Source organism: Allorhizobium undicola ORS 992 = ATCC 700741 (genome assembly GCF_000621665.1).
Classification (GTDB): domain Bacteria; phylum Pseudomonadota; class Alphaproteobacteria; order Rhizobiales; family Rhizobiaceae; genus Allorhizobium; species Allorhizobium undicola.
The window spans coordinates 1-18,654 of record NZ_JHXQ01000014.1 but is presented as its reverse complement, the minus strand read 5'-3'; the positions used below and the strand labels follow the sequence as shown (position 1 = coordinate 18,654).

15 protein-coding genes, 5 pseudogenes and 1 other annotated feature are annotated in these 18,654 nt (G+C 59.2%); of the genes and pseudogenes, 7 read left to right on the top strand and 13 right to left on the bottom strand.

What is annotated here, in order from left to right; genetic code table 11:
• Nucleotides 1-2: 2 nt before the first annotated feature.
• The 4 genes from T424_RS0112920 to msuE all read right to left on the bottom strand — a co-directional run bounded on the left by T424_RS0112920 (nucleotide 3) and on the right by msuE (nucleotide 3,652).
• Nucleotides 3-899, bottom strand: a complete 897-nt coding sequence (locus T424_RS0112920; RefSeq protein ID WP_027488101.1) for a branched-chain amino acid ABC transporter permease — start codon at nucleotides 897-899, stop codon at nucleotides 3-5.
• A complete protein-coding gene (locus T424_RS0112915; protein WP_027488100.1) occupies nucleotides 899-1,792 on the bottom strand; it encodes an ABC transporter ATP-binding protein in 894 nt (297 codons plus the stop codon). The genes T424_RS0112920 and T424_RS0112915 overlap by 1 nt, the downstream gene beginning before the upstream one ends.
• 163 nt (nucleotides 1,793-1,955) lie before the next feature.
• Nucleotides 1,956-3,059 carry a dimethylsulfone monooxygenase SfnG gene (gene sfnG / locus T424_RS0112910; RefSeq protein ID WP_027488099.1) on the bottom strand — a complete coding sequence of 368 codons (1,104 nt, stop codon included), beginning with the start codon at nucleotides 3,057-3,059 and terminating at the stop codon, nucleotides 1,956-1,958.
• A 17-nt stretch (nucleotides 3,060-3,076) separates the two neighbouring features.
• A complete protein-coding gene (msuE, locus tag T424_RS0112905) occupies nucleotides 3,077-3,652 on the bottom strand; it encodes an FMN reductase (protein WP_027488098.1) in 576 nt (191 codons plus the stop codon).
• A gap of 418 nt (nucleotides 3,653-4,070) precedes the next feature.
• On the opposite strand from msuE, the pseudogene T424_RS20945 reads away from it, so the two are divergent.
• From T424_RS20945 to T424_RS23250, 3 genes and pseudogenes are all read left to right on the top strand, one after another.
• A pseudogene (locus T424_RS20945) lies at nucleotides 4,071-4,841 on the top strand (IS5 family transposase).
• Nucleotides 4,842-5,171: 330 nt separating this feature from the next.
• Nucleotides 5,172-5,969: a calcium-binding protein gene (locus T424_RS0112890; RefSeq protein WP_027488096.1), complete on the top strand. Its 798-nt coding sequence runs from the start codon at nucleotides 5,172-5,174 to the stop codon at nucleotides 5,967-5,969.
• Between the two features lie 176 nt (nucleotides 5,970-6,145).
• Nucleotides 6,146-6,256: pseudogene (locus T424_RS23250) on the top strand (invasion associated locus B family protein); the annotation flags it as partial.
• On the opposite strand, the gene T424_RS0112885 reads toward T424_RS23250, so the two are convergent.
• The 8 genes and pseudogenes from T424_RS0112885 to T424_RS0112855 form a co-directional block, all read right to left on the bottom strand.
• The gene (locus tag T424_RS0112885) at nucleotides 6,254-6,655 is read right to left on the bottom strand and encodes a hypothetical protein (protein WP_027488095.1); all 402 of its coding nucleotides are present in this window, start codon (nucleotides 6,653-6,655) and stop codon (nucleotides 6,254-6,256) included. The pseudogene T424_RS23250 and the gene T424_RS0112885 overlap by 3 nt on opposite strands.
• Nucleotides 6,656-6,978: 323 nt before the next feature.
• A pseudogene (locus tag T424_RS20940) lies at nucleotides 6,979-8,391 on the bottom strand (M10 family metallopeptidase C-terminal domain-containing protein); the annotation flags it as partial.
• Nucleotides 8,392-8,755: 364 nt separating this feature from the next.
• Nucleotides 8,756-10,072, bottom strand: coding sequence for an HlyD family type I secretion periplasmic adaptor subunit (locus tag T424_RS0112875; RefSeq protein ID WP_027488094.1), 1,317 nt, complete (start codon nucleotides 10,070-10,072; stop codon nucleotides 8,756-8,758).
• Complete coding sequence (locus T424_RS0112870; protein WP_051558974.1) at nucleotides 10,069-11,844, bottom strand: type I secretion system permease/ATPase; 1,776 nt, start codon at nucleotides 11,842-11,844, stop codon at nucleotides 10,069-10,071. Before T424_RS0112870 ends, T424_RS0112875 begins: the two co-directional genes overlap by 4 nt.
• A gap of 162 nt (nucleotides 11,845-12,006) precedes the next feature.
• Entirely contained in the window at nucleotides 12,007-12,228 is a 222-nt protein-coding gene (locus T424_RS0112865; RefSeq protein WP_027488092.1) for a hypothetical protein, read from the bottom strand.
• Between the two features lie 379 nt (nucleotides 12,229-12,607).
• A pseudogene (locus T424_RS23070) lies at nucleotides 12,608-12,771 on the bottom strand (IS3 family transposase); the annotation flags it as partial.
• 96 nt (nucleotides 12,772-12,867) lie between these two features.
• Nucleotides 12,868-14,373: an SDR family oxidoreductase gene (locus tag T424_RS0112860; RefSeq protein ID WP_027488091.1), complete on the bottom strand. Its 1,506-nt coding sequence runs from the start codon at nucleotides 14,371-14,373 to the stop codon at nucleotides 12,868-12,870.
• A 120-nt stretch (nucleotides 14,374-14,493) separates the two neighbouring features.
• Nucleotides 14,494-15,066 (bottom strand): nuclear transport factor 2 family protein, encoded by a 573-nt coding sequence (locus T424_RS0112855; protein WP_027488090.1) that lies wholly within the window; start codon nucleotides 15,064-15,066, stop codon nucleotides 14,494-14,496.
• Nucleotides 15,067-15,685: 619 nt separating this feature from the next.
• Here T424_RS0112855 and T424_RS22145 point away from each other — a divergent pair.
• From T424_RS22145 to T424_RS0112835, 3 genes and pseudogenes are all read left to right on the top strand, one after another.
• Nucleotides 15,686-16,164 (top strand): annotated as a pseudogene (locus tag T424_RS22145) (transposase); the annotation flags it as partial.
• Nucleotides 15,913-16,029 (top strand) — a sequence feature (AL1L pseudoknot). It overlaps the preceding pseudogene by 117 nt.
• Nucleotides 16,151-16,528 (top strand): hypothetical protein, encoded by a 378-nt coding sequence (locus T424_RS21775; protein ID WP_027488088.1) that lies wholly within the window; start codon nucleotides 16,151-16,153, stop codon nucleotides 16,526-16,528. The pseudogene T424_RS22145 and the gene T424_RS21775, both read left to right, overlap by 14 nt.
• 54 nt (nucleotides 16,529-16,582) lie before the next feature.
• Nucleotides 16,583-17,765 (top strand): IS3 family transposase gene (locus T424_RS0112835; RefSeq protein WP_407921399.1). Its coding sequence is split into 2 segments (ribosomal slippage): nucleotides 16,583-16,842 and nucleotides 16,841-17,765, totalling 1,185 coding nucleotides; the frame shifts between segments, so codons are not numbered across the junction.
• 306 nt (nucleotides 17,766-18,071) lie between these two features.
• Here T424_RS0112835 and T424_RS20925 read toward each other — a convergent pair.
• On the bottom strand, nucleotides 18,072-18,275 hold the full coding sequence (locus T424_RS20925; protein ID WP_051558963.1) for a hypothetical protein: 204 nt from the start codon (nucleotides 18,273-18,275) through the stop codon (nucleotides 18,072-18,074).
• A 126-nt stretch (nucleotides 18,276-18,401) separates the two neighbouring features.
• Between T424_RS20925 and T424_RS0112825 the strand changes: the two genes are divergently transcribed.
• On the top strand, nucleotides 18,402-18,654 hold a 253-nt coding region (locus T424_RS0112825; protein WP_037067467.1), incomplete at its 3' end, for an IS5 family transposase.

Genomic DNA, 18,654 nt, shown 5'->3' with positions numbered 1-18,654 from the left:
AATCAGACCCTTTCCACGAGCTTTTGGCCGAAGAGACCGGTAGGCCGGACGAGGAGGAAAAACAGGGCGACCACATAGGCAAACCAGCCCTCGATGCCGCCGCCGAAATAGTCACCGATATAGACTTCTGCGAGCTTCTCCGAGGTGCCGATGAGCAATCCGCCGACGATGGCGCCGATAATGCTGTCGAAACCGCCGAGAACCAGCACCGGCAGCGCCTTGAGCACGATCAGCGACAGCGAGAACTGCACACCGGACCGGGCACCCCAGAGCAGCCCGGCGACCAACGCCACCAGCCCCGCCGCCGCCCAGACGCTCGCCCAGATCCAGTGCAGCTTGAAGCCGACTGCGAGTGCGGCGAACTGATCGTCAGCAACGGCGCGGAAACCCAGACCGATGCGGGTATAGCGGAAGAAGGCGGAAAGTGCTGCGACCAGACCAATGGCAACCACGGCGGCGAAGATGTCGAACTGGCTGATGAAGACACCGGCGACGTCGAAGGGCACGTCTTCGACGCCGAGGTCGAGCCCGTGCACCTGCGTGCCCCAGACCAGCTGGGCCGCGCCTTCTATGACGTAGGAAAGACCGAGCGTCGCCATGAAGAGGGTGATCGGCGGCTTGTTGGTCAGCGGCCTCAGCACCGCGCGCTCGATGCCAATGCCGAGCACGATCATGATGGCGAAGGTGGCGGCGAACGCTAGCGGGAAACTGAGGCCCCGCTCCGTCAGGCTGACGAAGGTGAGCGCCGCAAAGAGGAGCATGGCCCCTTGCGCGAAGTTCAGCACGCCCGAGGTCTTGTAGATCAGTACGAAGCCGATCGCGACGAGCGAATACATGACGCCCGAGAGCAAGCCGCCCACGAGCACTTCGGTGAAGAACAACCCGTCGAAATCGGCCATCAGATGCCCTCCCCGTCTTCGTTTTGCGGTGCTACGCCCAGATAGGCATCGATCACCCTTTGATCGGCAGCGACATCCGCCGGCGTGCCATCGGCAATCTTCCGGCCATAATCCAGCACGGCCACATGGTCGGAGAGACCCATGACCACACCGATATCGTGTTCGATCAGCACTACGGTGGTGCCGAAGGTGTCGCGCGCGGAGCGCACATAGCCGGCCATCTCGTTCTTTTCGGTGGCAGTCATGCCCGCCATGGGTTCATCGAGAAGCAGGAGGTCCGGTTCGGCGACCAGCGCGCGGGCCAGTTCGACGCGCTTCTGCAGCCCGTAGGGCAAGGTCCCGGCCAGGCGGTCGCCGAAGGCATCGAGATGCAGGAAATCCAGCACTGCAGCGGCGCGGTCGCGCGCATCGGCCTGCTCGCGGGCCGCCCGGCCGAATCCGATCATTTGCTCCACGAAGCTCGCCCTACTCCGGTAGCCGCGGCCGGTGATCACGTTTTCAAGGACGGTCAAGCCCTTGAACAGGGCGAGGTTCTGAAAGGTGCGGGCAATGCCGAGCCGGGCGAGCTTTTGCGTCGGCACACTGGCGAAGCGCTGGCCGCCGATCGACACATGTCCCCGGTCCGGACGATAGACGCCGCTGATCACGTTGATGATCGAGCTCTTGCCGGCCCCGTTCGGACCGATGATCGCCCGGATTTCGCCACGCTTCACCTCGAGATCGATATCGCTCAGCGCAACGACCCCACCGAAGGACAGGGATACGCCGTGCAACGACAGGGCTGCGGATGGGGGATGGTCACGGGTGGCAGCATACCCGAAGGCATCCCGGCCACCGGATCTTGTATCTCCGGCTAACACACCGGACCTCTCCGCCTGAAGAGCGATCGTCATCGTGTCCTGACCCCCTGTCTCCTGGCCCGCAGCATCGGTTAGCGATGGGCAAGCGCTTCCCTTCACACCGCGGCCTCGCTCGGAAGCACGCAGACGTGTTGCATCATTCTTCTGGGCAGCGAAGATGCGTTACCCGCGCCTCGCCGCCCTCCTGTCCTGTGGCTTATTCGGCAGCAACTGCCTGATTGGTCTGCGCCTCTTCCAGTTCCCGAATCAGAGGGATCACGTGCTTGCCGAAATACTCGACCTCTTCCTGGAAATGCAGGAAGCCGAGCAGGATCAGGTCCGCACCCGCGTTCTTCAACGCCACGACCCGCTCGGCCACCTGTTCCGGCGTGCCGATCAAATTGGAGCGGAAGCCGTCATTGTATTGCACCAGATCCTCGAAGGACGATTTTGCCCAGTTGCCTTCGCCTTCCGGCGATGCCTTGCCGGCGTTCTTCACCTCATGGCCGAAGGCATTGACCGCCTCCGGATTTGCCTTTTCGATGATTTCGGCGAGAACGGCTTTCGCCTCCTCCTCCGTATCGCGCACGATGGCAAAGGCATTGACGCCGACCTTGACACTATGGCCGTTTACTCGGGCCTTGCCCTGGATATCGTCCACCTGCTTCCTGATTTCTGCGGGCGTGTTGCCATTAGTGAAATACCAGTCGGACACACGCGCCGCCATGTCGCGTGCGGCGCGTGAGGAGCCACCCTGGAAGATCTCCGGCTGCGGATCAATCGGCTTCGGCTTGAGGGAATAATCCTGGAACCGGTAGAAATCGCCCCGGAAAGTGAAATTGTCGGTGGTCCAGATGCCACGAAGGGCACGGATGAATTCTTCCGACCGGCGATAGCGCTCGTCGTGATCCAGCCAGTGCTCGCCGATGGCGTGGAATTCGCCCTTGAACCAGCCGCTGACCACATTGACCGCCACACGACCATTGGTGAGGTGGTTGATGGTAGCGATCTGCTTGGCCGCCAGAGCGGGGTTCCATGGGCCCGGCAGAATGGCGGCGATGACTTTGAGGGTCGTCGTCGCTTCCAGCAGCGCATGGCTGAAGGACACGGATTCGTGTTGGTTCTCTGCGCCGTATCCCGCCGTGAAGCGGATCTGGCTCAACGCGTAGTCAAAGCCGCTCGCCTCGGCGATCTGCGCCAGCTTGCGGTTATAGTCGATCGTCCAGCTGGTGCGCTGCTCGATGTTGGAAATGACCAGGCCGCCGGAGACGTTCGGCACCCAGTAGGCGAATTTGACGGGATCTCGGTGATGATGGGACATGGGTTCCTCCAGATGGATCAAGCGTGAGCCGGAATGGTTGAAGACGGGATGAGCGAGGGACGATGAACGGCGGCCGGCAGAAGCGTGACGAGTTCCCCGACAGCCCGCTCGATGCGAGTCTGCACCTCCGGGTTCTCCAACTGGTGCCCGGAAAAATCGGTAGTCGTCGCATACACGCTGGTCGGCACAGTCAGCGCATTGAAAAAGGCAAACATAGGACGCAGTTGGTGATCGATCATCAACCCGTGCAGAGGCGTGCCGCCGGTAGCGGCCAGCAACACCCGCTTGCCTGTCAGCGCCCGGTGATCAACGAGATCGAACAGGTGCTTCAAGGCACCGGTGTAGGATGCACGGTAGACTGGCGAACCAACCACCAGCACATCAGCTTCCTCGATGGCTTTGATGATTTCTCTGCCTTCCGCATCAAGCTGATCGGCTCGCAAAGCGCGGAAGAGAACGGGAGCGGCCGCGGAAAGCTCAACATGCTGGATATCGACAGCAATCACGCTGGCGATCTGATGGGCAATGGCCCTGACCAGCTCGACCGTCCGAGACGGATTTGAAACGCTTCCTGCGATGATCACTACACGCATTGTTTAAACTCCCTTGGCCTCAATCTCTACTAATTCAATAGATTTTAAAAACAAATATTTGCTAATTTTTTGGATCGAAGGAGAATGATGATCGTCAAAAAGGCGCTGCGGCAGTTGCGACTTGATGAGCAGGGTGGCGCCAGATACCAACAAAACCGGAGAGCGTTAGGAAAAGCGAGGGCGCTATGGACGGCGGGTTGCTGAGCCAGGACCGATCGACATTCATCGTATCCAGATCATGATGGCGGCGAGATGGATTAATCCAGTAAGTGAACGGTCCTTCGTTCATAGCGCGTGGCAACACGGCGAAAGTGTTTGAGGCGGCTGAAGCATCGTTCGATACGATCTCGATGCGTGTAGACGATCGGATCATGCCCGCTGGCAATATGCCCGGTGGACGGCACGCTATGCAAGCGACATGACAGATCGGGAATGGGCACTGGTTGAGCCTTTTCTGCCCATGCCCCGCCGGCTGGGTCGTCCGCGGACCACGGATTTGCGTGAGGTCGTCAACGCCCTGCTTTACATCGCTACGACCGGTTGCCAGTGGCGCATGTTGCCGAAGGATTTTCCGCCCTGCTCGACCGTCCAGCGCTATTTCTATCAATGGCGGGCATTGGGGCTGTGGTCCCGCATCAACCATCATCTGGTAATGGAGGCCCGCGAGCTGGAGGGCAGAGAGGCCTAACCGACGGTCCGTGTCATCGACAGCCAGAGAGTCAAAACCACGGAAAGCGGTGGTATCCGGGGCTATGACGCGGGCAAAAAGATCAAAGACCGCAAGCGCCACATGATCGTTGATACGCTCGGCCTGATGGTTGGCCTCATTGTGCACAGCGCCGACATTCAGGATCGCGATGGTGCTCCCGATCTCCTGAAATCCATTCGCCACAGGTGGCCGTGGTTGCTGCATGTATTTGCCGATGGCGGCTATGCGGGCGACAAGCTGAAGCGGCGGCTGAAGAAGATCGGGCGCTGGACGATTGAAATCATCAAGCGCTCCGACAAGGCCAAAGGCTTCGAGGTTCTGCCGCGTCGCTGGGTCATCGAACGCACCTTCGCCTGGCTCGGCAGGTGCCGGAGATTGGCAAAGGACGTCGAACGTTCCATCGCATCAGCCGAAACCTCGATTATGATTGCCCACATACGCCTGATCACCCGACGGCTCGCAAGATACGGATTTCGTTGAAGCCTTTTCGAGCAGACTCTTAGAACGGCAACTGGCGTGCATGGTTAGTTTAGGCGGTTGTGAAGCGCTTGATTGACCACAGTGAATCGAGGAGCGGCTATGTTCGGGCCGCAGGAGGTAGACAGCGGGAGCTGCTCCCCCTGGGCCAGCATGTTTATTCCCGCGCCACCGTTGGAGTCGGCCCGCAAATCCAAGCTGTGAGGGAAAGTGCCCGTGGATGCATCCATTATGTCAATGCGCTCCATCAAAACAATCAATTATCATCATTATCCAAAGGGGAATATGAAAGCTTGAGGGGGCGTCTGGGGCTGCAACATAAGGATTTTCTGGATGTCTATCAAAGGTGGCCCGTATGATAATAGTCTCTTTGGCACCAGTGGTGACGATGTGATGTGGGATATTTCCGGCAATGACTGGATCGACGGTCGTGCCGGCAACGATTCCATCTCGGCCGGCACAGGTAATGACCGGGTCTTCGGCGGCGCCGGCAATGATCACATCTTCGGCGAAGCTGGCAACGACTACCTCTACGGCGACAACGGCCGCGACAACCCACGCATCACTGATGAGGACAATGATAAGCTCTATGGCGGTTCCGGCGACGATGTCCTCTTCGCGGGTGACGGCAGGGATTCTCTGACCGGGGGCGACGGCCACGACACCTTTGTATTCCAATTCCACAACCCGATCCCCGGAGTTGACCTAGAGTTCGGGCCGAACCCGGACAATACCAACATCTTGGATTTCGATCCGGCGGAGGACACTCTTGCTTTCGATGCGGTAGGCCTCTATAATGACGGTTTTGGCGCGAACTTCGTCGACAACTCAAGTGCACGAGGTGGCCACCCCGTAAGCACTTTCTACAGCGGTGCGGCCTCGGGGGCGAACGGCGAGCACGTTGTGGTGATCACCGAGTCTTACCTCAATGGCTCCGATGTCGCGCGTGATATTTCCGGTGAGCACGCTGGCGACATTATCGTGTATTATAATCCCGGCACCCAATCAGCGAATCTGGCCTATGTCACCTCCGAGAACCACGCGGAGGATTTCGCTCATTTCGGTGGCATCCACAGCGCGGCCGCCCTAGCCGGTTTCGGCTTGAGCGCGTGGGACTTCACCTTCGTTTGATCCGCGACTCGTACCGAACCGCGCCATCCCCGCCCTCGTGCGGGGGGCTTTCCTCGCAGCTACTTGCCGCAGTCGTACGAGAAATGGCTCTGAGAACCATCATGCCTGCGATCACAAGATTTATCTTTTCCTCGCTGGAGGGCAAGAATGCGCCACGATGGCCTGCACAGCTCACCGTGCACTTAAAGCGTAATCCGACCGGGGTGAAACGAGGATCGACAAGATTATGCTTCAAAAAGAAAACGTTAGAGCGCCGATCTGATTCAATCAGATCGAAAAGCGCTCTAATACATCACGGTGTTGAGTATGACGTTGACAGGCGAAGCCGCATTGAGCTGGGTGCTGCCGCGCGCCACCAGCCAGCCGTCCTCACGCTCCAGGCGCACAACGATCCGCAGCATTTGCGAAATCGCCGAGCTTGCGGGCGGGGGCAAGGAAAAAGCTATCGCCTTGGACCCGCCGTCGCTTCTGATGCGCGTTTGCGAGGCGCGACGTCGCGGGTTATTTTGACTGGCGGTGTCCTCGAGATAAATCTCAAGATGCCCCTTAGGGATAACCGCGCCGCCCTCGAACGTGACGGAGCCCCGGATATCTGTCGATTGGGCAGCGACTGGCCCGGCGAGCACCGCGAATGCCGCAACCCCGACGGCCTGTAATACTGTGCGAAGGTCGGTCCGGCGCTTCATCGCACATTCTCCATGATCGCCTCGCAAGGCCCTGCGCTAGCGGGATTGCCGCTAAGGGCTCAAAGAGATAAACAACTGCAAATGTAGTATCAAGAGGGGCGCCTTCAAGCGCCCCTCCTGGTATGGAGTTAGATGACAATGAAACCGGCTGCCGAAAGCCTCAGATGTGGGGTCAACTGCGCAACCTGAATGGCCGCAAGCTCTCCGTCTCCGGCGACGTCATATGACAAGGCGCCGCTATCGGTGTTGTAGATCATGAGGTCGTCTGCGTTATGAGCGTTGTCCTCCGCACTCCTGTGGAACGCGCCCAAGGCGAGAGCGCCGTCTCCACCGCCGCTCTCAAAGACGAAATTGTTCAACAGGACCATGTCTTTGATCACCCTGAAGTCCTTGATCCGGTCAACATTCCCGTTCCCAAGCTCGGTCGAGAAGCGGAATGTATCCTGCCCCCCGCCGCCGGTCAGCGTGTCCTCGCCAGCTCCGCTACAGAGGATGTTGCCATCTTTGCCTGGCAATTCGTCGGCGTAGATGATATGTTCGACGTTGGGGATTTGTGGAATTTTCAGGTTCCTGGACAGGAGGATGACGGTGTCGTTCCCGCCGTTAGGCTCCTCGTGAACGACGTCGTCCGGGGAGTCGACGAAATAGATATCGTCGCCGCCGTTGCCAGCCATGAAGTCGGCGCCGCCGCGGCCGTCGAGGATGTTGGCGCCGTCGTTGCCGATCAGGACATCGTCATGGCTGCTGCCGATGCCGTTCTCGATGTAATAGTCGGTCGCATCCGCATTGTGTCCATCGAAGATCGAAACATTGTTGCTGAAACCGTTGACGCTGGAGAAATGTCCGGGGCGCAAGTCGAGGATCGTACCCGCCGTCGAGCCGGAGAAATCGATCGTGTCGGTCCCGCCGGTATCATGGATCGCGAAGCCGATGTTATGCTGCTTGCCAGAGGATGTCAGCTGGTAGCTACGCTGTGTGCTCCCGAATCCGTAGATATTGTCCTCTGTGTTGAGGTCGATGTGCTGGTAGGTGCGCACTCCATTCGCGTCGACTGTTGAAAAATGGCGGCGAATGACGGCCTCGATGTCGGCCATAAGCGGCGTCGACGCAAACCAGTCGCTGGTTTCGCCGACAGCTATGCTATCGAAATAGGACATTACGCTGTATTGCCACCGATCATATATCCAGGTCGCATCGTTCCGATAGGTGATCGGCTCGCCGTCGGGACCGCTGTAATTGTAGTCTCCAGGATGATTCAGACCGAATTGATGGCCGAATTCATGCATGAAGGTTTGGAAGACATAGCCGCCCACATCGGTCTTGTGGGCTTCCTTCTTGTCGAAACTCTGGCCGATGCTGACATGGTGACCATTCGAAAAAGCCGTCCCATCGTCCTCCTCGCCAAGTTCGGGGCTGACAACCTCAATCTGGTCCGTTGTGCCGTCGAACGGCGCGTCGTCGATGATCTCGAATTTCAGGGGCGTGACAGACTCCCACATCTCTAACGCGCCGATCGCGGCGGTCTTGTATTCCGGGTGGTTGTTGAGTTCATAGAGGTTGATTCGCACCGTTCCCGCAGCGATCTCGGGCGTCATCCAACTGGGCAATGCCCCAAGATGGTCGATAAAGGACTCATAATCCTTGCTCTTGCCATATGGGTTGTCTGGCGTCTGGTCGTTAATCCACCAGTCGTCGCTCGTCCGGCTTGGTTTTCCGGTCTGGCTTGGATGCGGCATCTTGGGATTCCTCTCTCTTCGATTGACGGCCGTTACGGCTGTACCGTGTTGCAGGGGTCAAGACTTCCGGTACTAGTTTGGAGGACGCACGGTAGAGAAGGGTTGCTCTCACCATAAATCGCCCGATCGCTTAGGTTTTCCTGTTCCGTTGCTACTCAGAGGCCAATAACCGATGTTCATGATCCATTGTCCTCCTCTTGTCCTAACCCCAATCGCATAGGATCCACAACCTGAACGTGAGTCGCTACGACCCCCCATACGCCGACGAAGTATTCCCCGGAACGCATCGTTCTTAAAAACCGCAGCCCCGCCCGAGGCCTACCTCATTCGCCGATACCTACTCGCCGCTGCAACCACGCGCTGCTCAATCCTCCCGAAACGCATGCTGCATCTGGTCGGTGAGCGGCTTCGTCAGGTAGGAAATGACGGTACGGTCGCCGATCTTGATGTAGACCTCGGCAGGCATGCCGGGGTAGAGCGAAAGGCCCTTGAGCTTGGCGAGGCTTTCTGGTTTGGGGCGGATGCGCAGCGGATAATAGGTGGCCCCGGTGCGCTCATCGGTTACGAGGTCGGGAGCGACCGTCACGACCTCCGCCTCGACTTCGGGCGTGGTGCGCTGGTTGAAGGCGCTGAAGCGGATCTCGACCAACTGCCCGACATGGATCTGGTCGATGTCACGGGGGGCCACCCGGGCTTCGACGGTCAGATCATCTGCCTCCGGCACGACGAGCATCAGCGTCTCGCCTGCCGTGACGACGCCGTTGATGGTGTGGACTGTGAGCTGGTAGACCCGCCCGGAAAGCGGCGCTGTGATGTCGAGATGGCGCAACTGATCGGTTGCCGCGATGCGGCGCTCCTCATATTCGGCGATCTTCGCCTCGACCTCCGTCAGGTCCTTGGAAATCTCCGTGCGCCGGTCTTCATCGAGCTGCAGGATTTGAAGGTTCATTTCGCTCGACTTGCCGCGGGCCTGAGCGCGCGCGGCGACGTGCCGTCCCCGCTCGCCTTCGAGCTCCGCGCGCTGGCGCTTCAGCGTGGTCACCTGCTGAATCGGCACGAGCCCCCGGCGATAGAGCGAATCGATGCGGGTCAGCTCTTCCTCGATCAGCATGAGCCCATCCTCGATCGCCTTCAACTGCACCGTCAGGCCTTCGATCTCGTCCGCGAGCTGCGCCTTTCTCGATGCGAGCTGGCTTTTCATGCCGGCGAGCGCCACGTTACGGCTTGCGAATAGCTTCTGCTCGCCTTCGATCAGCTTCGCCGCCGCCGGGCCGGAGATGAGCTGGTCGAGATCCTCGTCGAGCGAAAAGGAGACCACACCACTGCGCTCGGCTTGGAGCCGGGCCCGCTGCGCATAGAGCTGCGCTACGGTGCTTTCGACGATGGCGAGATTAGCGCGCGCAGTGGTGCCATCGAGACGGATCAGAATCTGTCCGGCTTCGACACGATCGCTTTCCTTGACGAGGAGTTCGCTGACGATGCCGCCTGTCAGGTGCTGGATCTTCTTGACGTTTTCGTCCACGACGACCACGCCCCCGGCGACAACGGCGCTCGACAGTTCCGTGGTCACCGCCCAGCCGCCGACGCCTACGACCAGGGCAAGCGCCAGCACGGCAACGCCGATCAGATGGCGTGAAAGCGAACGGCGCGAACTCGATGTCTGCTGCATGCGGCCGTTCATTGCTTCGTCTCCTGGCCTTCAACGATCTTAAGTGGCGCAGGCCTCTGCTGCTGGCGCAGTACCTTGCCAAGGACTTCTGGCTTCGGGCCGAAGGCCTGCATGCGGCCCTCCTGCATCGTCAGCACGAAGTTGACGCTCGCAAGCGCGCTCTGGCGATGAGCGACAACTACGACGATGCCGCCGCGCGTACGCACATTCATGATCGCTTCGCTCAATGCCTGTTCGCCTTCCGCATCAAGGTTGGAGTTCGGCTCGTCTAGGACGACCAGGAAGGGATCGCCGTAAAGCGCCCGTGCCAGCGCGACGCGCTGGCGCTGGCCGGCTGAAAGCGCCATACCGCCCTCGCCGATCTCGGTATCGTAGCCATTGGGCAGACGGAGGATCAGATCATTGACCCGGGCAGCCTTGGCGGCGGCGACGATCGCCTCGGAGGTAGCGTCCGGCGCAAAGCGAGCGATGTTCTGGCCAACGGTTCCAGCGAAAAGCTCGACCGCCTGAGGCAGGTAGCCGATATGCTTGCCGAGAGCATCGCTATCCCATTGGTCGAGTGCTGCGCCATCCAGGCGGACCGAGCCGCGATAGGCGGGCCAGACGCCGATGATGGCGCGCGCCAGCGACGATTTTCCCGATGCGCTCGGGCCTATGACGCCAAGGGCGTCACCCGCTCGCATGGTGAAGGTCACATCCGCGACAACGAGGCGCTGCGCCGCTGGCGGACCACTTGCCAGGGCCTCGACGCTGAGCCGCTCTTGCGGGCTTGGCAGGGCCAGGGACATTTCCGTCTCGGGCAGGGCTTTCAGCAGTTCCTTGAGGCGCTGCCAGCTCTGGCGCGCCGAGACGAGACCGCGCCAGTTGCCGATCGCGAGTTCGACCGGAGCAAGCGCTCGGGCAGTCAGGATGGAGCCGGCGATGATGATGCCCGGCGACGCCTGTCCCTCGATCACCAGGACCGCACCGGCTGCGAGCACGCCCGATTGCAGCACCATACGGAACACCTTCGACATCGCACTATAGCCGTTGCCGATATCGGAGGTACGGCGATTCTCTTCACGATATTCGGCATTGCATCGCTCCCAACGCTCGGTCATGCGCTCCGACATGCCCATAGCCTGAACGACCTCTGCATTGCGCTGCGACGCCTGCAGTAAGGCGTTGCGGTGTCCGCCCGCTTCGGCCGCCTTCTTGGCGGGCGCCTGGGTGCCACGATTGGTAAGATAGGTGAGAAGCGTCAGGATCATCCCGCCGACCACGGCGACCATGCCGATGACCGGGTGAAACAGAAAGCAAATGGCGAGATATACGGGAAGCCAGGGCAGGTCGAAGAGAGCAGCCGGCCCGGTGCCTGAAAGGAATGACCGGACCTGATCGAAATCGCGCAGGCCCTGAAGGCCGTCCCCTCGCATCTTGAGCTTCAGCGGTGCCTTGACGAGCGCCCGATGGATGCGCCCGCTGAGGCTTTCGTCGAGCGCGCCGGCGATACGCACGAGCATGCGGCCGCGGATCAGCTCGAATACCCCCTGGAATCCGTAGAGCAGCAGTGCGAGGAGACAGAGGGCGATGAGCGAAGGAATGCTCCGGCTCGGCAGCACGCGATCATAAACCTCGAGCATGAAGAAGGAGCCGGTGAGATAGAGAATGTTGACGAGTGCGCTCGCAATGCCAACGCCAATGAAGGCCGTTCGGCAGTCGCGTAGGGCGGAGGCGGGATCAGCGCTCCTGCTGCTCGATATTGCTGCAAAGTCAGTCACTAATAATGTCTCCCCTCGGGGCATTCGGCCGCGCACGACCTTACCTCCGTCCTCGGCGGTGAAACACAACGCCATGGCCAGAACGCGATGCATATAGAAAACAAAGGTGCCGCTGTTTGGTAGGATCAAAGCCTGTAGAGCGGAATCGGCAGCCTTTCGCTGCCGGTTCCAAAACTGTCTAGTCGCTCAGAGCAGCCAGGGGCTGTCGTGACACGGGATATCCACAACTACAACGTAGACTTCAGGCACATGCGCGACGATCAAGTCATCTTTACCGTGATCGGGGATGGTTTCAGCAAAGCCGGAACTCCTCTCTCCTACGGATACGGCCTGTTGATCTGTCACTGTGAGAGCCGGTGCCGCCCGGTCTTCGACGGTTTCAAAGGACCTTTCGGAAGTCTGGGTCATTTGGGCTTTCCTTCTATCTGGTCGCTGTGACCTATGATGCTAATCGACCCGGCGATTACGAGCTGACTGCTTTTGTCGCCGGGCGAGAAGGGAATTGCAAACTACATGCCAACTGTGCGGGCGGGCCTGTCGCAAAGATTTTGCAGGCAATTAACCAACAAAATTTGCGACAAGCCCCCCAAAGCCTCTGCCGCCGCCTAACAGAGCCGGAATAATCGCTACAAATGCGAGGGCGGTTCACCGGTCAGGCCGTCAATGCGCATGGAAAATCGCGCTTACATTTGATGTGGGGTTGTCTCCAATTTTGTCCGTCATCGAATGATTTGAGACGTTTTTGGCTTTTGAAGACTTGAGTTTCCGGCTCGGTTAGCGGGTTGATTTAAGCGGCTTTGGCTTGGTGGTTCGAGCGGCTCTGTTTGATGGTGTCTCGTTTGATCCTTTCGCGTTCGGTCAGGATGGTCTGGCCGCGTCCGAAGTAGACGTCGGCGGGGTGAGATTATCGCGGCTTTCGTGGTATCGGCCATAATTGTAATGCTCGATAAATCCCCTCTGCTCAGTTAAACCAAACCTGTCTCATGGGCGCTGATCCGGGACACCCCGTGAATGTTCTGATCGTGGGACAATCCAATCGTCCGACCTTCAGCCGTTGCCGACGTAGAGGGTCGAACCGTTGATGTAAGAAGCATCTGGCGAAGCTAGAAAAAACGCGGCGTTTGCCATGCCTTCGAACTGCCCACCGCTACGGGCCGGGTTGCGGCGGCTGATCGCTTTCCGTGCACTATCAGGTGTGTGAATGAAGCCAGGAGCAATCGTCGCAGTCCGAATGCCAACCGGCCCGAGTTCGGCCGCCATGCAGCGGGTCAGAATTTCCAACCCCGCCTTTGATGCGCCATACGCATGGCGCTGGGCAATCGTCAGGGAACGGTCAATTGATCCGATGTTCAGGATTACCCCGTCTGGCCGCATCATCTTGATAGCCTCACGCGCGCAGGTGAAGGCACCGGTGAGGTTGACATCAATGACGCGCGCGATTTCCGGAGGCGTATGCTCAACTCTCGACTCGTAGCTGTCGGGCCAAGCGGTACTGTTGACGAGGACCTCAAGCCGCCCGAACCGCCTCCGCACATCGTCGAACAGTGCTACCACCTCCGTTTCACTTGAGACGTCCACGGATTTTCCCATGTGCTCGCCGCCGAGGGATTTTGCGAGCTTCACCGCTGCCGCGCCGTTTATGTCTGCAATTACGACGGTATCGCCGTTTGCTGCAAAGCGGCGAACAACGGCCGCGCCTATGCTGGTCGCGGCGCCCGTGACGAGGACGATCCGCTTAGTGGTTGATTGTAGCGGGCAGGAAAGCTCGGCTACTGGTATTTCGCTTACTCGCGGGTGCGCATCGCCGGGCTGGTTGAAGGACATCCACCCCCCATCAATTGTCAGCACCGTGCCATTGATGTAATGCGCATCCGGGCTGGCGAGAAACCGCACGGCTCGCGCAATTTCGTCCGGACGCGCCATCCGCCCCATCGGCACACGGCTACGCGCCGCCGCCAAGTTCGTCTGGCCAGCGCGTTCCAATTGCGCAACCATCGGCGTGCGCACATAGCCCGGCGCCACTGCCGTCACGCGGATGCCAAGTGAAGCCAACTCGCATGAGAGCGATTTCGTAACCGAGATAAGGCCCGCTTTCGAAGCAGCATAGGCGTTGCGTTTTGGGTTGCCAATTATGCCCGCCATTGAGGCGACGTTGATAATCGCAGCACCTGGCTGCATCCGCCGCGCCGCTTCGCGAGCCATGAGGAAGGGCCCGATCAGGTTTACCGCCAATGCGCGTCGGAAGTCATCGATGGGGGTCTCAGTGGTCGCGGCCATGCTGGGTCCCATCGCAGCATTTTTGACAAGAACGTCGATGTGGTCGAACTGCGCGTCGATCCGCGCATAAAGGGCAAGGATATCTTCTTCCCGCGAGACATCGAATTCAAGCCCGAGATCCGCCGCGCCGAAACCGCGAACCAGTTCAAGCACGCCGCTGTCCGGAAGGTCTGCGGCAACAACTATGTCCCCGACAGCGAGATGAGCGTCGACGAGTGCGCGGCCGATCCCGCCTGCAGCGCCTGTAATGATGACGACGCGTCCTTGCTGTTTCATGAGGAATTCTCCTGACCGTTTCCCGGTCCATGTCTTTTCGGACGACCACCCCGGTATGGCCGTAGATTGAGAGGTCGGGTGGTTTACATTCGGCCACCGACGAAGATTTTAAACCGCTCATCACCGAGGCGTTTTCGCAATGTGGATCAGTTCTTCACGTTTTTGAAGAAAACGACGGTTCACGAGCGCGTAGACCGGATCGGCCGGATACGATGCCCCGATCGGCTGCCGGAGACCGAAACGCTCCGTTTCGGAGGTCACTGGCGCGGTCTGCTCCTCGAGCCAATCGTAGACGACGGTCCGCTCGGCAATGCGCCATTCACCTTCTCTTTTCTGAAACAGATCGCAATAGCGGCCACACAAGAGAACCTGACGTATCGTCCTCGCGCCGTCCGGTCCCCGCTGCAACGCAGTGAAGTAACTCTCGACGGCAGCCTCCGTCGGATCGATGAACTCAATCAGAACATTCGTGATCTGATGGATATTGCGCGGTTCGGTCTTGAAGACACCCAGAGCGAACTCTATAAACCCCTCGGCGGAGCCGGAATAAGCGCCGTGATTGTCATGCGCATCGGGCCAGTACGCACTGCGCAGCGCCGCCTCGTCTGCCCGATCTATCCCGCGACAGTATCGATAAAGACAGTCGCGGATCGCCTCGCGATCAAGTAATTCGGTAATTTGTTCGTGGCACATCGCTTTGTCGCTAATTCCAGGTTGGGAAGAGGCATTCGTGCATTGATCGACGCGGCAACGACGCCAGGATGTTCGTAGCCGACGGACCATCGAGGAGATGCTGCACTGTGCACCTGGTACGGGGTGGCCCGGCAATATGCGTCCCATCTATCAAACCGTCGTTTGGCTCAAGATCCGTAACTGCGCTCGTCCGCGGTTGAAAGTTATCGGGGATGTGGCCCCTCAGACCGTTCGCTCTCTGGCTTCCATTGTTCTCTTCTTCGACGAAATCCATTTGACGATTTGATATGGTCCGCCTCCCCTCCTGCCGACCGGTACCGAATAATCATTTACCGGCCGGCATCGCCGTTACAGGCCCCACCACTTTCAAAGACAAATACTTTCAAATCTCATGCCAACGCGACTGGCATCGCCGGACGAGATGTCTTAGCGGCTTGATTTTAAATGCTTACGTTGGGAGCAGCGAGATTGACTTAACGAAGGCTGTGTCGGGCATCTGACAAATTGGACAGTGAACCGCACCGGATTTACCGGAGACCCCAACTCGAGAGAAGTAGGGTCTATCACAAGCAAAACGACGACCAAATTTTCTCCTGAAGTCCGCGCCCGCACCGTTCGAATGGTGGCTGAAAATGAAGCCGATCATCCGTCCCGTGGGGCGGCGGTCTCCTCGATAGCGGCCAAGATCGGCTGCTCGGCACACACGCTCAATGAATGGGTGAAGAAAGCCGAGGTCGACAGCGGCAAGCGGGCTGGCCTGCCGAGCGATGTGGCGGAGAAGATGAAGGCTTTGGAGCGCGAGAACCGGGAGCTTCGTCAGGTTAATGAAATTCTGCGCAAAGCCTCAGCATATTTTGCGATGGCGGAGCTCGACCGCCCACTGAAGCGATGATTTCCTTCATCGACGAACACCGATCGCGGCTCGGGGTCGAGCCGATCTGCAGACTGCTGCCAATTACCGCGTCCACCTATTATGAGGTCATCGCCAAACGTATGGGCGTCGATCGCCTGTCAGCCCATGCTCGGCGCGACATGGCCATGAAAGTCGAGATACGTCGGGTGCTCAACGAGAACTTCCAGGTCTATGGTGTGCGGAAGGCTCGGCCAGTTCGTCTATCCTGCGGGCAACGGCGTGCGGCCGCACGCTTCCACGTCAATCAATGGCGTTGCTTTCACCTATGATGCCAATGGAAATCTCGTCAGCGACGGCACGCGCGCGCTCGCCTATGACCCCGCCAACCGAATTTCCTCCGTCACATCAGGTGGGGCGGAAACCAGCTTCGTCTATGGCCCAGATGGCGCCCGCGCCCAAAAAACCGGTCCGCAGGGAACGACGTCCTATCACGACGCAAACGTCGAATACGACCCGACGGACGGCATCTTCACCAGATACCCGCATATGGACGTCAAGGTCGTTGGCAGTGAGGTCTACAGAGGTGGCTTGGGAAAATTGAACAGGTGAGATAAGTGGCTTTCGGCTTTTGAACACGGCAGTATGCCGGGAACAGGAGCCATGATGACGAAACGATCACGCCATAACCACAGCCGCGCCTTTAAGGCGAAAGTCGCACTCGCTGCGATCAAGGGCGAGAGAACAATGATCGAGCTCGCCCAGCAGTTCGATGTGCATCCGAACCAGATCAAGCAATGGAAAGATCAACTGCTCGACGGCGCGGTTGGCGTCTTCGGCGACGAGCGGAAGGAGGATGCGGCCCACGCCGTCGATGTCAAAAGCCTGCACGCCAAGATTGGCGAGCTGACGCTGGAGAACGATGCTCCGCTTAGGGCTTACGCGGCCCCACTGGAGCCACGGTCCCTGCTTCGATAGCCGGCGCGCTCGGCAAGGCCGGATTGCTGAGCGGAAAACGATGATTGACCGGAACCACGAACTGTCCGTCTCCCGCCCGGCCAGAGTACTCGGCATCAGTCGAGGCAGCGTCTACTATCTTCCGCAACCGGCTTCGACCGCCGATCTGGCTTTGATGCGTCGGATCGATGAACTGCATCTGGATTATCCTTTCGCCGGGAGCCGGATGCTGCAGGGGCTTTTGAATGCAGAAGGCCATGAGGTCGGCCGCCTGCATGTGCGCACGCTGATGCGGAAGATGGGCATCGAGGCGATCTATCGCCGTCCGAACACCTCCAAACCCGCACCGGGCCACAAGGCCTATCCCTATCTTCTCAAGAACCTCGCCATTACCCGACCCAATCAGGTTTGGGCGATGGACATCAGTTATATCCCGAGGGCGCGGGGCTTCGTTTATCTCTGCGCCGTCATCGACTGGTTCAGCCGCCGGGTTCTGTCATGGAAGCTGTCGATCACGCTGGAAACGGCATTCTGCATCGAGGCGGTGGAGGAAGCCCTGTCGCGCCACGGCAAGCCAGAGATATTCAACACGGACCAGGGCAGCCAGTTCACCTCCGTCGACTTCATCAAGCTGTTGAAGGCCGCTGAAATCAGCATCTCGCTGGATGGCAAGGGAGCGTGGCGGGACAATGTCTTCGTTGAGAGGCTGTGGCGGTCGATCAAATACGAAGAGGTCTATCTCCACGCCTACAAGTCGGTCCCTGAGGTTCGCGCCGGGATCGATCGATACCTGGCCTTCTATAACAACCGACGCCCACATTCATCCCTTGACCGGAAAACCCCGGATCAGGTCTACTTCAACCAGCCGCAGCCAATTTCGCTCGCGGCATAAACAGCGCCGAAAACCACTTAGCGAAACGCACGAAGCTGTTCAGACAAACCGAGCCACCTCTGTCAGTCGCAACGGACGCCAGGCGCGCGACAGTATGCTGGGCCTGATGAGGACTTGCCAAAAGCTTGGTCTGTCGTTCTGGCACTATCTCGGCGATCGGCTGGGGATCGACACATCGCTCCCGACCATTCCTCCATTGGCCACGATGATCGTTGCCAGGTCCTGACCGCATCACCGACTTGACCCCGGTGGGCTTCATTAGGGTCGGCGAAACATTCCATTGACGGTTATCATCGGCCTGCACCGTCAGCGTCTTCTTGTTCCGGCGGATGACGACACCACGAACCAGAAGACCGCCAGGACCTTCCAAACTCCACGGCTGCCCATTCTGATGCCTTGAAGGGCCGCCGTGGTTCGCTGGTGATGCAAAAGCTGCAGACGCTCGACGATGCGCGCGTTGAGTTCGATGAGGGTTGCCTCGTCCAGGCTGTCGATATCGATCTGCCGCATACGTTGTGCCCTACCCTCCTGTTCGGCGTTACGGCTACAATGCCGATAGCCGCGCTAGGTCTTGTGGACTCTTGGGATTCCCAAGGCTGAGCAAATCAGATTCAAGACTGTCTTTTGGAGGCAGTCATGGGCGTATTGGACCGGTTGATCCTTCGGGACGAGCAGTGGGCGCGGATATCGACGCACATCATTGGTGACGAACGGACACGGGGGTCGTCGGGCCGCGACAACCGGATGTTCGTGGAAGCCGTGCTTTGGATCGTGCGCACGGGCTCGCCCTGGCGTGACTTGCCAGAGGTCTTCGGCGAGTGGAATAGCGTCTTCCGGCGCTTCAGCCGCTGGAGCAAAAAGGGCGTCTGGTGGCGTATGTTCGCTGCGA

Bases quoted from the DNA above. Each gene is read 5' to 3' on its own strand.
- T424_RS0112865 (WP_027488092.1), bottom strand. From the start codon at position 12,228: ATGACCCAGACTTCCGAAAGGTCCTTTGAAACCGTCGAAGACCGGGCG.
- sfnG (WP_027488099.1), bottom strand. From the start codon at position 3,059: ATGTCCCATCATCACCGAGATCCCGTCAAATTCGCCTACTGGGTGCCG.
- T424_RS20925 (WP_051558963.1), bottom strand. From the start codon at position 18,275: ATGCGGCAGATCGATATCGACAGCCTGGACGAGGCAACCCTCATCGAA.
- T424_RS0112890 (WP_027488096.1), top strand. From the start codon at position 5,172: ATGTCTATCAAAGGTGGCCCGTATGATAATAGTCTCTTTGGCACCAGT.
- msuE (WP_027488098.1), bottom strand. From the start codon at position 3,652: ATGCGTGTAGTGATCATCGCAGGAAGCGTTTCAAATCCGTCTCGGACG.
- T424_RS0112870 (WP_051558974.1), bottom strand. From the start codon at position 11,844: ATGCCCCGAGGGGAGACATTATTAGTGACTGACTTTGCAGCAATATCG.
- T424_RS0112875 (WP_027488094.1), bottom strand. From the start codon at position 10,072: ATGAACGGCCGCATGCAGCAGACATCGAGTTCGCGCCGTTCGCTTTCA.
- T424_RS0112885 (WP_027488095.1), bottom strand. From the start codon at position 6,655: ATGAAGCGCCGGACCGACCTTCGCACAGTATTACAGGCCGTCGGGGTT.
- T424_RS0112860 (WP_027488091.1), bottom strand. From the start codon at position 14,373: ATGAAACAGCAAGGACGCGTCGTCATCATTACAGGCGCTGCAGGCGGG.
- T424_RS21775 (WP_027488088.1), top strand. From the start codon at position 16,151: ATGGTGTGCGGAAGGCTCGGCCAGTTCGTCTATCCTGCGGGCAACGGC.
- T424_RS0112920 (WP_027488101.1), bottom strand. From the start codon at position 899: ATGGCCGATTTCGACGGGTTGTTCTTCACCGAAGTGCTCGTGGGCGGC.
- T424_RS0112855 (WP_027488090.1), bottom strand. From the start codon at position 15,066: ATGTGCCACGAACAAATTACCGAATTACTTGATCGCGAGGCGATCCGC.
- T424_RS0112915 (WP_027488100.1), bottom strand. From the start codon at position 1,792: ATGACGATCGCTCTTCAGGCGGAGAGGTCCGGTGTGTTAGCCGGAGAT.